At 74.9% G+C, this 11,333-nt stretch carries 9 protein-coding genes; 3 read left to right on the forward strand and 6 right to left on the reverse strand.

Annotated elements, in window-relative coordinates; all coding sequences use genetic code 11:
- Positions 1-99: 99 nt before the first annotated feature.
- Together O4J56_RS31040 and O4J56_RS31045 are read right to left on the reverse strand one after the other, a co-directional pair.
- Complete coding sequence (locus O4J56_RS31040; RefSeq protein ID WP_270690734.1) at positions 100-1,455, reverse strand: GntP family permease; 1,356 nt, start codon at positions 1,453-1,455, stop codon at positions 100-102.
- Positions 1,456-1,464: 9 nt separating this feature from the next.
- Positions 1,465-2,640, reverse strand: a complete 1,176-nt coding sequence (locus O4J56_RS31045; protein ID WP_270690735.1) for a pyridoxal-phosphate-dependent aminotransferase family protein — start codon at positions 2,638-2,640, stop codon at positions 1,465-1,467.
- Between the two features lie 182 nt (positions 2,641-2,822).
- On the opposite strand from O4J56_RS31045, the gene O4J56_RS31050 reads away from it, so the two are divergent.
- Both O4J56_RS31050 and O4J56_RS31055 read left to right on the forward strand, forming a co-directional pair.
- Entirely contained in the window at positions 2,823-5,759 is a 2,937-nt protein-coding gene (locus O4J56_RS31050; RefSeq protein ID WP_270690736.1) for an FAD-binding and (Fe-S)-binding domain-containing protein, read from the forward strand.
- 279 nt (positions 5,760-6,038) lie between these two features.
- The gene (locus O4J56_RS31055) at positions 6,039-6,833 is read left to right on the forward strand and encodes a Crp/Fnr family transcriptional regulator (RefSeq protein WP_270690737.1); all 795 of its coding nucleotides are present in this window, start codon (positions 6,039-6,041) and stop codon (positions 6,831-6,833) included.
- Between the two features lie 23 nt (positions 6,834-6,856).
- Here the strand turns inward: O4J56_RS31055 and O4J56_RS31060 are convergent, their stop codons facing one another.
- From O4J56_RS31060 to O4J56_RS31075, 4 genes are all read right to left on the reverse strand, one after another.
- Complete coding sequence (locus O4J56_RS31060) at positions 6,857-7,477, reverse strand: hypothetical protein (RefSeq protein ID WP_270690738.1); 621 nt, start codon at positions 7,475-7,477, stop codon at positions 6,857-6,859.
- A gap of 96 nt (positions 7,478-7,573) precedes the next feature.
- Positions 7,574-8,206 (reverse strand): hypothetical protein, encoded by a 633-nt coding sequence (locus tag O4J56_RS31065; protein WP_270690739.1) that lies wholly within the window; start codon positions 8,204-8,206, stop codon positions 7,574-7,576.
- A 463-nt stretch (positions 8,207-8,669) separates the two neighbouring features.
- On the reverse strand, positions 8,670-9,203 hold the full coding sequence (locus O4J56_RS31070) for a GNAT family N-acetyltransferase (RefSeq protein ID WP_270690740.1): 534 nt from the start codon (positions 9,201-9,203) through the stop codon (positions 8,670-8,672).
- Positions 9,204-9,239: 36 nt separating this feature from the next.
- On the reverse strand, positions 9,240-10,148 hold the full coding sequence (locus O4J56_RS31075) for a LysR family transcriptional regulator (RefSeq protein ID WP_270690741.1): 909 nt from the start codon (positions 10,146-10,148) through the stop codon (positions 9,240-9,242).
- A 93-nt stretch (positions 10,149-10,241) separates the two neighbouring features.
- On the opposite strand from O4J56_RS31075, the gene O4J56_RS31080 reads away from it, so the two are divergent.
- Entirely contained in the window at positions 10,242-11,246 is a 1,005-nt protein-coding gene (locus tag O4J56_RS31080) for a threonine ammonia-lyase (protein ID WP_270690742.1), read from the forward strand.
- Positions 11,247-11,333: the final 87 nt, after the last annotated feature.

Genomic DNA, 11,333 nt, shown 5'->3' on the forward strand with positions numbered 1-11,333 from the left:
CGGGAAAAGCGCCCCTAAAAGCGGCCCGGTAGCGTCGTTTCTCCCGAGATCAACGAGGGAGCAGCGGCGCAGGGCGCACCCGCCTGTCCGCGTGCGTTCTCAGATCAGCCCGGCGCCCCACATGGCGGCGACGGCCGCCATCGAGGTGGTCCCTCCGACCAGGGTCACCCCCGAGTAGCAGGTGAGCGCCTGGCGCAGGTTCAGCTCCGACAGGGAGGTGCAGACCCAGAAGTAGCTGGCGTTGACGTGTTTGACGACGACGGACCCGCACCCCGCGGCCAGGACCGCCGCCTCGGCGGACAGCCCCAGGGCGCCGAGCATCGGCGCGGTCAGCGACGAGGCCGTGATCACTCCGACGGTGGACGAGCCGGTGATCAGGTTGGCCAGCACGCCCAGGACGAACGGCAGCAGCAGGGTGGGCACCCCGGCGCCCAGGGTGGCCTCGGCGATGATGTCCACCGCCGGGGTGGCCTGCAGCAGTTCGCTGAGCGCCCCGCCCAGCCCGGTGACCACGATGATCATCGCCGATCCGCGCAGCGCGTTCTCCACCCAGCCCTGGCGCAGGTCCTCGGGGTCCTCGACGGCGCCCGAGCGCCAGGCCAGCACGTAGGAGACGACCACACCGGCGCCCATGGCGACCACCGGCCACCCCAGCAGGGACGCGACGCCGTGCAGGGCCGACCCCTCCTCCAGGGTGAAGTCGGCGACGCTGCGCCCGGCGATCAGCACCAGCGGCACCAGGATCGGGGCGTAGGACCAGCCCAGCGGCGGCAGGCCGCGCCCGTCCCCGGACCGCCCCCGGTACTCCTCGGACGGGGCCGCGTCCACCCGCGGGCCGACGATGCGGGCGTAGACCCACCCCATCACCGAGCCGAACAGGGTCGCCACCGATCCGGCCGCGATCACCGTGCCCAGGTCGGCCTCCAGGACCGCCGCGGCGGCCAGCGGCCCCGGGGTCGGCGGCACGATCGCGTGGGTCAGCTGGATCGACCCCACCAGGCCGGTGGCCATGACCGCCATGCCGGTGCCCGCCTCCAGGGCCGCGACGTGCACCAGCGGGTTGAGGATGACGTAGGCGACGTCGGAGAAGACGGCCAGGCCCACAACGAACCCGGCCAGCGTCAGGGCCAGCGGCACGTGCCTGCCGCCCACCACGCGGATCATCGAGCGGGTGATGCGCTCCACGGCGCCGCTGGCCCGCAGCGCCTCGGCGATGAGCGTGCCCAGCACGATGACCACCGCGATGGACCCGACCGTGTCGCCGAACCCGGTCTCGAAGGCCGCGATGAAGGCCGCCCGGTCCACGGTGGGGGCGAAGGCCAGCAGCGCGATCGGCACCAGCAGGGCGGCGAACACGTGCCAGCGGGCCTTGGCGATGAGGAAGAGCAGCAGGGCGATCACGGCCGCGAAGCCGGTGAAGGCCACGACGGGGCTGGTGGTGACGGCGTCGTCCATGGCCCGTCCTCACCGCGGCGGCGCGTCGGCGAGCACGCGGGCGGCGGCGTCCGCCCCGCCGGGCTCGTGGGGCACCCCGGCCAGCCGCAGCCCCGCCTCGATCCCGCCCAGGGCCCCGAGCAGGGTCAGGTCGTTGAGGTCGCCGAGGTGGCCGATGCGGAACACCCGGTCGGACAGCCGCCCCAGGCCCGCGCCCAGGGACATGTCGAAGCGCTCCAGCACCGCGGCGCGGAAGGCGTCGGCCCCCTTGTCCTCGGGCATGAGGACGGCGGTGAGCACCGGGCTGTACTCCTCGGGCACCCGGCACAGCACCTCCAGGCCCCAGGCGCGCACGGCCGCCCTGGTGGCCTCGGCGTGCCGGCGGTGGCGGGCGAAGACCCGCTCCAGGCCCTCCTCGTGCAGCATGCCCACCGCCTCCACGAGGCCGTAGAGCAGGTTGGTGGGCGGGGTGTAGGGGAAGTACCCCGACTCCCCGGCCTCCAGCATCGGCGCCCAGTCCCAGTAGGAGCGGGGCATCCCGCCGGCGGCGGAGGCCTCCAGCGCCTTGGCTCCGATCGCGTTGAAGGACAGGCCCGGGGGCAGCATGAGGCCCTTCTGCGAGCAGCCGACGGTGACGTCCACGCCCCACGCGTCGTGCTCGTACTCGACCGAGCCCAGTGAGGAGATGGTGTCCACCAGCAGCAGCGCGGGGTGGCCGGCCCGGTCCATCGCGGCGCGGATCTCGGGGATCCGGCTGGTCACCCCGGTGGAGGTCTCGTTGTGCACCACCGCGACGGCGGCGATGGCGTGACCGGTGTCGCGGGAGAGGCGCTCCTCCAGGGCCGCAGGGTCGGCTCCGCTGCGCCAGTCGCCGGGCACGACCTCGGGCTCCAGGCCCAGGCTCCGGGCCATGCGCGCCCACAGGGTGCTGAAGTGCCCGGTCTCGAACATCAGCACCCGGTCTCCGGGGCTGAGCGTGTTGACCAGGGCGGCCTCCCAGGCGCCGGTTCCCGAGGCCGGGTAGATCACCAGGTCGGCGCGGGTGCGCACGACCGACTTGAGGGCCCCGAGCGCGGCCGCGCCCAGGTCGGCGAACTCCGGCCCCCGGTGGTCGATGACGGGGCGGGCGATCGCGTGCAGGACCCGGTCGGGGACGTTGGTGGGACCGGGGATCTGGAGGAAATGCCGTCCGCTCGGCACGGCCATCACCTCTCCTCTCAGGGGTGTCGGAAAGGGGGTGAGCGGCAGTCTTTGTGGCGTGCGTCACAGGGTCAAGGTGCGTGTGGAATCTTCCACATTCCGCATGGCGAACTCTTGTTGCCGGAATCCGGAGGTTTCTAAGGTCCCGCGGTAGCGGCCGGGAGCACCGAGCGAAGGGGAGGACCGGCGTGACCGAGGTGAAGCCGGAGGGAGCCGCGCCCGAGCGCGGCGCCCGCAGGGAGCTGGAGCGGGCGATGCGCGGCGCGGTCGGCGGGGAGGTGCGCTTCGACGCCTACACGCGGCACATCTACGCCACCGACGCGAGCATGTACCAGATCACGCCGGTGGGGGTGGTCTTCCCCCGCGACGCCGCCGACGTGGAGGCCGCCGTCGCCACCGCCCGCGCGCACGGCGCCGCGGTGCTGCCCCGCGGCGCGGGCACCAGCCACTGCGGGCAGACTGTGGGCGAGGCCGTGGTGCTCGACTTCTCCCGGCACATGAACCGGGTACTGGAGCTGGACCCCGGAGCCGGGCGCGCCCGCGTCCAGCCGGGCCTGGTCCAGGACGAGCTCAACCGCGCGGCCGCCCCGCACGGCCTCTTCTTCGCCCCCGACACCTCCACCGCCAACCGGGCGACGCTCGGCGGGATGATCGGCAACAACTCCTGCGGGTCCCGCTCGGCCGCCTTCGGCATGACCATCGACCACGTGCACGGGCTGAACGCGGTCCTGTCCGACGGCGCCTCCGTGCACCTGGGGGCCGAGGACGCCGCGGAGACCGCCGCGCGCGCCGCGTCGGGCGGCGTCGACGGCGCCGTCCACCGGGAGCTGCCGCGCATCCTGGAGGAGGCCCGCGGCGCACTGGCCGAGCAGGAGGCGACGTTCTGGCGGCGCGCCGGGGGCTACCGCCTGGACCGCCTGGCCGAGGGCCCATTCGACCTGGCGCGCTTCACCGTCGGCTCGGAGGGCACGCTGTGCGTGGTCACCGAGGCCGAGGTCGGCCTGGTGCCCAAGCCCGCCGCCACCGCCATGGTGGTCGGGCACTTCGCCTCCACCGCCGAGGCCATCGGCGCCACCGAGGAGGCGATGGAGGCCGGCGCCTCGGCCATCGAGCTGGTCGACGGCTTCATCCTCGACCTGGCCCGGCGCTCGCCCGAGCACGGCCACCTGGTGCGGCGCCTGGAGGGCGAGCCGCGGGCCCTGCTCTTCGCCGAGTTCTACGCCGAGGACGCCGGAGAGGCGGCCGCCGCCGCCGAGCGGCTGCGCGGCCTGTGGCGCAAGGCCGGGCGCGGCTATGCGGCCCCGCGCGCGGCCACCGACGCCGAGCAGGCGCCGTTCCGGGCGCTGCGCAAGGCCGGGCTCGGCCTGCTCATGGCGGCGGGCGGCCCGAACGAGCGGTCGCTGGCCTTCGTCGAGGACACCGCCGTGCCGCCCGAGCACCTGGCCGAGTACACCGCGCGCTTCGCGGAGATCCTGGACCGGCACGGGCTCCGGGCCGGCTTCTACGGGCACGCCTCGGCCGGGTGCCTGCACGTGCGGCCGTTCATGGACCTGTCCCGGCCCGGCCAGGTCGCCACCATGCGGGCCGTCGCCGAGGAGGTGATGGAGCTGGCCCTGTCCTACGGGGGCGTCAACTCCAGCGAGCACGGCGACGGGCTGGCCCGGGGCGAGTTCAACCGCAGGATCTTCGGCGACCGCGTGTACGCGGCGATGCGGGAGGTCAAGCGGGTCTTCGACCCCGACGGGGTGCTCAACCCGGGCAAGGTCGTGGACGTACCGCCGATGACGGAGAACCTGCGCACCCCGCGGCTGCCGGTCGCGCCGCCGCTGCGCACGCACTTCGATTTCGCCGCGGAGGGCGGCATGCGCGCCGCCGCCGACCGGTGCGGGCGGATCGGGGCGTGCCGCAGGCCGCACACGTCCGGCGGGGTCATGTGCCCGTCCTTCATGGCCACACGCGAGGAGGAGCACTCCACCCGAGGGCGGGCCAACGCGCTGGTCAAGGCGCTGTCCGAGGCCGACCCGCGCGCGGCGCTGGCCGAGGAGCGGGTGCAGGAGGTCCTCGACCTGTGCCTGGAGTGCAAGGCCTGCAAGAGCGAGTGCCCGATGTCGGTGGACATGGCGACCTTCAAGAGCGAGGCGCTGTCCGCCCACTACGAGGAGAACGGCGTCCCCCTCCGCGCGCGCGTCTTCGGGGCGATCCGCACCCTCAACCGGCTGGGCTCCCGCACGGCGCCGCTGTCCAACATCCCCGGACGCATCGCGCCGCTGCGCGCGCTCATGGAGCGTGTCGTCGGCATCGACCGCCGGCGCCCGCTGCCGGTGTTCCACTCCAGCGACCTGGCGCGCCGGTACCGCCGCCGGGCGCCCGCAGGGGGAGGGGGCGCACCGATGGGGGAGGTCGTCTTCCTCGCCGACTCCTTCACCGGGTACACCGAGCCGCACATCGGCATCAAGGCGATCCGCCTCCTGGAGCGCGCGGGATGGAGCGTCCGCCTGGAGACGGGGGTGTGCTGCGGACGCTCCAAGATCTCCAAGGGGCTGTTGGACGGTGCGCGCAAGGACGTCACCCGCCTGGTGGAGGCGCTCGCGCCGGACGCGGAACGCGGGGCGTACATCGTCGGGTGCGAGCCCTCCTGCGTGACGACGCTGATGGATGAACACCCGGACCTGCTGCGGGGCGACGAGCGCGCCGCCACCGTCGCCCGGCAGGCCCGCCTGGTCGACGACCTGCTGGCCGACGCGCTGGACGAGGGGCGGCTGACCGTGCCGGGCGACGGGGACGGGCGTCGGGTCCTCTTCCACGGGCACTGCCACCAGAAGGCGGTCACCGGCACCGCGGGCACCATGCGGCTGCTCCGCCACTTGCCCGGCGCCGGGGTCGAGGAGCTGGACGCGGGGTGCTGCGGAATGGCCGGATCCTTCGGCTTCGAGGCCGAGCACTACGACCTGTCCATGGCCATCGGCGGGCAGCGCCTGTTCCCCGCGGTCCGGGCGGCCCCGGATGCGCGGGTGTGCGCGACCGGGGTGTCCTGCCGCCAGCAGATCTCCCACGGCACCGGCCGCACGGCCCTGCACCCCGTGGAGCTGCTGTACGAGGCCGTGTTCGGGCCCGAGGAGGGCTGACGGGGCGGCGGAGGCGGTGTCCCGCCGAGCGGGCGCCCCCTCGTCGTTGATCTCGACGAAAGTGCTGCCAAATCCGCCGGAATGACAGCACTTTCGTCGAGATCAACGTCTGAGATGCCGGGGTAGGGGGAACTCCGGACAGAACCTAGCGGAGCGGCGGAGGCGGGCCCGGCGGGGTCCCCACGGGGTCCCGCCGACTGCCGTGCCGGTGCCCTTGACAGGGCACGGGGCCGCGCGGATGCTGCGGAATGTCCGTTCGGCCTGCAGGGGAGGACGACGATGCCGCAGACGACCCCGCCGCCGCGCACGCCGCCGACCCCGCCCCCGTCTCAGCACCTGCCCCAGCCCCCGCCCCGGGGGCGCCCCTCCGCGCGCGTCGACGACCCCGCGGCGCTCCGCCTGCGCCTGTGCGCCTCGCCCCTGCTGTCCGGGCTTCCGCCCGAGGTCGCCGACGACTTCCTCGCCTCGGCCCGCCTGCGCGGGTTCGGGGCCGGGGACCGGCTCTACACCGAGGGGGAGCCGGGCGACTGCGTCTACCTCCTGGTGTCGGGCAAGGTGAAGATGACCCACCGCGGCCCCGGCGGGTCCGAGATCCCGCACGCGATGGCCGGGCCGGGAGAGCTGATCGGGGAACTGACGGTGCTCACCGGCGGCGGACGGAAGGCGACCGCGACGGCCGTGTGCGCCACGGTGGCGGCCAGCCCGGAGCCGGGCGGCCTGGAGGGGTGGCTGGAGCGGCACCCGTGTGCGGCGTTCCGGATGATGGAGCTGCTGATCGGCCGGGTGCGGCGGATGAACGCGCTGATGGACGTGCAGCTGGGCGCCGACGTGCCCACGCGGGTGGCGCGGTCGCTGGCCGAGCAGGCCGCCCGGTTCGGCCGGCCGACCCCCGAGGGGCTGCGGTTCCGCCTGGACCTGCGCCAGGAGGAGCTGGCCCGGCACGTGTGCGCCTCGCGGGAGCGGGTCAACCAGGTGCTGGTGGACCTCTCCCGCCGGGGCTGGATCCGCAGGGACGGCCCGGACCTGGTGGTCCTCGACCCGGAGGCGCTGAACCGCCGCGGCCGCGTGCGCTGAGGCCGGGGCGGCCCGGGGATGCGTCAGGCCGCTCCGCCGACCGACTCGGCCGTGCGCACGAGCCAGGTGCGGAACCCGTCGGCGTCCCGGAGCAGCCCGGCCGACACGGCGGCGTGCAGTTCGTCCTCGGTGCGCCGTTCGGCCAGGGTCTGGGCTTCGGCGAGGGCGACCGCGTGCACGGTGAGGCGGTGGCCGCCGGGCAGGGCGCGGCGGGCCTCCGCGGCGGTGCCGCGTACCTCCGGGGCCATCAGCAGCTCGGCCAGTGCCCGCTTGGCGCCGCCGTCCCACCAGGTCCGGAACGGCGGCCAGGCGGCGCGCAGATGCGCGGCGAGCCGCTGGCCGCCGCCCAGGGAGGAGAAGTGCGGCGGGTCGCACCCGGTGGGGGCGCCGGACTCCGGGGCCCCGCCGGAGCCGGGCGGCCGGTGCCGGATGCGGGCGCCGCCGCGGGCGGCCTCCCGCCACAGGTCCTTCCGCCACGCGCGCCACTCCTCGTGGAGGTCCTCCCCGGGCCGGGGCGGGGCGTCCCGGTCGCGGGGCTCGGGTGTGAAGTCGGCGCCGCCGCGGCCCGGCTCGGCGAACCAGAGCCAGTTCAGGCTCCACGGGGCGTCCAAGGCGATCTCGGGTGAGGAGGGGCGCATCCGCATGGCGTCACGGCGCTTCCGTCGGGGGCGGGGGGCGGCGGGCGGGCGCCCGCCGGTGGCACTCCGGCCGCTGGGAGCGGCCGGAGGCCGGGCGGCAGGTCACTGGATCCATTGGGTGTCATTGGGCCCGAGGGCCGTGCAGATCTGGAGGTTCGACAGGAAGGCCCAGCCGTTGTCGACCATCCCGTCGTACAGGTCGGTGGCCGGGACCATGCCGTAATAGTCCTGGCTCCAGTCCTGGGAGTCCAGCACCCCTCCGTCCTCGAAGGTCTGCTCGTACCGGGTGTCTCCGGCGCCGATCACGGCCGACTCCCAGCCGTAGAACCAGGCGTTCTGGTTGACGTGGAAGCCGGTCCAGACCATGTAGCCGCGGTTCCCGGTGCTGAACAGCCACAGGAAGGAGTATCCGCAGTCGCCGACGACCAGGTCCTTGGTGGCGACGTCGTCCTTGTTCTCCGTCCAGTGGTCGTAGGCCTCCTCGGTCAGTTCGATGCTCTGCCCGTTGTCGAGCCGGGCGGTGGCGCCTTCTCCGTCGGTGTCGGGGGCGGCCGAGACGATGTTCGCCGCCTCCATGGGGACCTGGACGACCTTCGCCGGGGCGGCCTCGGGCAGGTCCGGTGCGGAGGGCGCCGGGGCGGCGGAGGCCGGTGCGGCGGCCGCGAGGGCGAGGCACGCGCCGGACAGGGCGACCGCGACGGCGGACCGGCCGATGGGGGATTCCGGTGAGGGCATCGGGGGCTCCTCTTCTCGATTCCTCGGGTGGGGGACGTGGAGCGGAGAAGGGCCTCCCCGTCCACGGCGACCGACTCTAAAAGGATTGTTCGGAGCTGGGGAGGCCTAGCGGCTTTTCCTGGAGAAACATTGCCGAGATGCTTTCTCTTGCGGTGTCCATGCAGGTCGAAGCGGATTTATTGCAATCTTTAAGTTCAATCGCTCTCATTTAGAAAGGAATTCGCAATGCGTGGAAGATGGTGGCTGGGGACCTTTTTCGTGAATGGTCGATCCCTGGTCGTCCCGCCGTGAACCGGACCGCGGTGCCCCGGTGGCCGGATGCGGACGCGGACGCCCCTCCGCCATGGGTCCGCACGGTCCTACGGTGATCGGTCCGTGGCGGCGCGCATCACGGGTGGGCCGCGGGACGGCCGAGCCGGACGGGGAGAAGGGCGGCGGTGGGACGCCGGACCGGGGACGGAACCTAGGACGCCGGGCGGCCGTCCCCCGTGTCCAGCAGGATCCAGGTGTCCGGCGGCAGTTCGGGGCGGCCGGGCACCTCGCGGCGCTCCTCGCGCCAGGCGTCTCCGGCCGCCGCGTCGGCGACGCGGCGCCAGAAGCGTGCGGCGCCGGGGTTGTCCTCCTGGAAGGCGATCGACCAGCGCCCCGGCCGCAGGCGCAGGAGGGCGAGCGCCGCCCGCAGGCCGACCCGTCCGCGCCGCAGGCCGCGCAGGATGAAGAAGGCCCCGATGGAGGTCGACCCGTCGGGGAGGGGCCGGGTGAGGGCGAACCCGGCGACCGCGCCGTCCGCCCGGATCAGCAGGACCTCGCGCTCGGGCTCGTCGAAGAACAGGGGCAGGCGCGGGAAGGGGAAGGTGCCGTCCTCGCCGGGGACGCCCCCGCGGAACTCGGACATGTCGTGCCGCTCGAACTGCCCGAGCCGTTCGACGAGGTCACGGGACTCGTCCCCGACCGGCTCAACGGTGACGACGGGGGCGGAGGGTGCTGGTGTGTCCATCGATGCATGATCACATGCCCCCGGACCGGCGCCGTGCTACCGCTGGTCGGGGGCGGGCCCATCGAGCGTCCGCGCGGTTTCGGCGAGCACCTCCAGGAACGCCTCCACCGGGGCCGGGAGCGGGGGTGCGCCGAAGGTCACCGCCTCCACCAGGCGCACCGCGCCCGTCGGCTCCGTGCGCAGGCCGTCGCCCCGGTGGGCGCGCAGGGCCAGCTCCGGCAGAGTGCTCACGCCCAGGCCCGCCGCCACCAGCGCCTGCACCGCCACATAGTCGTCGGTGGCGTAGGCGACCTCCGGCTCGAAGCCCTCGGCCGCGCACGCCCGGAGCAGCTGCGCCCGGCATCGCTCGCACCCGGTGATCCACCGGCCGTCCGCGAAGTCCCGCAGGCGCGGTGGGCCCCGGCGGCGGCCCCGGGCCGCCTCCGGGACCACCAGGTGGACCGGGTCCTCCATCAGCCGGACCGTGTGGAACCCCTCCGGCGGGGGCTCGTCCTCGTGGCGGAAGACGACCGCCGCGTCCGCCTCGCCCCTGCGCACCGCGGCCAGCGCCTCCGGCGGCTCGGCCTCGACCAGGGCCGCCTCCACCCCCGGGTGCCGCTCGGCGAACCGCGCCGCCGCACGCGGCACCAGCACCGCCAGCGCGGAGGGGAAGGCGGGCAGCCGTACCCGCCCCCGCGTCAGTCCGGCGTGCGCGGCCAGCTCGGCGCGGGCCTGGTCGATGCGGCCCAGGATCTCCTCGGCCCGGACCGCCAGCGCCGCGCCCGCATCGGTGAGCCGGATCCCGCGCCCGCTGCGCCGCACCAGCGCCACCCCCGCCTCGGCCTCCAGGCGGGCCAGGTGGTGGCTGACCGAGGGCTGGGCGTAGTGCAGCGCCGCCGCCGCACCGGTCACCGACCCCTCGCGGGCGATCGCGGCGAAGACGCGCAGCCGGGTCTCGTCGAACACGTGCCCACGGTACCGGGCGCTATAGACCTCCCCTATGGATCCACTCGGAACCGGCATTTGTCCTATGGGACGGCCCGGCCAAGGATGGAGGGCATGACCAGCGCACACGCAGCCACCGGGTCCGGCGCCGCCACCGGCGCGCCCGCCCCCGGCATCACCGACGTCCTCCTCGCCCGGCGGCTCCTCCGGGGCCGCCTCGCCCCGACCCCGCTGCGCTCCTACCCCGCGCTCGACCGCCGCCTGGGGGCGCGGGTGCTCGTCAAGCACGAGAACCTCCAGCCGACCGGCGCCTTCAAGGTCCGCGGCGGGCTCGTCCTGCTGTCCCGGATGACCGAGGCCGAGCGCGCCCGCGGCGTGGTCACCTACTCCACCGGCAACCACGCCCAGTCGATCGCCTACGCCGCCCGCGCCACGGGCGCCCCGTGCACCGTCGTCGTGCCGGAGGACCCCAACCCGGTCAAGGCCGAGGCCGTCCGCGCCCTCGGGGCCGACCTGGTCGAGGCCGGGAGCGACCTGGACGGGGCGCGGGTCCGGGCCGAGGCCGTCGCCGCCGAGCGGGGCGCCCGCCTGGTGAGCCCCGGCGACGAGCCGGACCTCATCGCCGGTGTCGCCACGGCCTACCTGGAGCTCTTCGAGGAGGCCCCCGACCTGGACGCGGTCATCGTCCCGGTGGGCGGGGGCAGCGGCGCGGCCGGGGCCTGCATCGCCGCGGCGGCGGTGGCGCCGGGGTGCCGCGTCATCGGCGTCCAGTCCGACGCCTCCCCGGCGGCGCACGACTCCTGGCGCGCGGGCGCCTGCACGACCCGCCCGAACCGGACCCGCGCTGAAGGGCTGGCGACCGGGCGCGGATTCGCGCTCCCGCAGTCGGTGCTCCGCGACCGGCTCGACGACTTCGTGCTCGTCGGGGACGAGGACATCCGCCGCGCCCAGTGGTGGGCGATGGCCGAGGCCGGGACGGTGGCCGAGGGGGCGGGCGCGGCGGCCCTGGCGGGAGCCCACGCGGTCGGCGACCGCTTCCGCGGAGGCCGGATCGCCGTCGTGTGCACCGGGGGCAACGCGAGCCCCGAGGAGCTGCGCCGCTGTACCGCCTCCGAGTAAGGGGGCACGCAGACCGCGCGGACAGGCGGGCGGACCGCCGCCCCCGTGTCGTTGATCTCGGGGAAGCCGGGGTAAAAACGGACAGCA

Origin of the sequence: Nocardiopsis endophytica (assembly GCF_027706725.1) — a bacterium.
Taxonomy (GTDB): Bacteria; Actinomycetota; Actinomycetes; order Streptosporangiales; family Streptosporangiaceae; genus Nocardiopsis_A; species Nocardiopsis_A endophytica.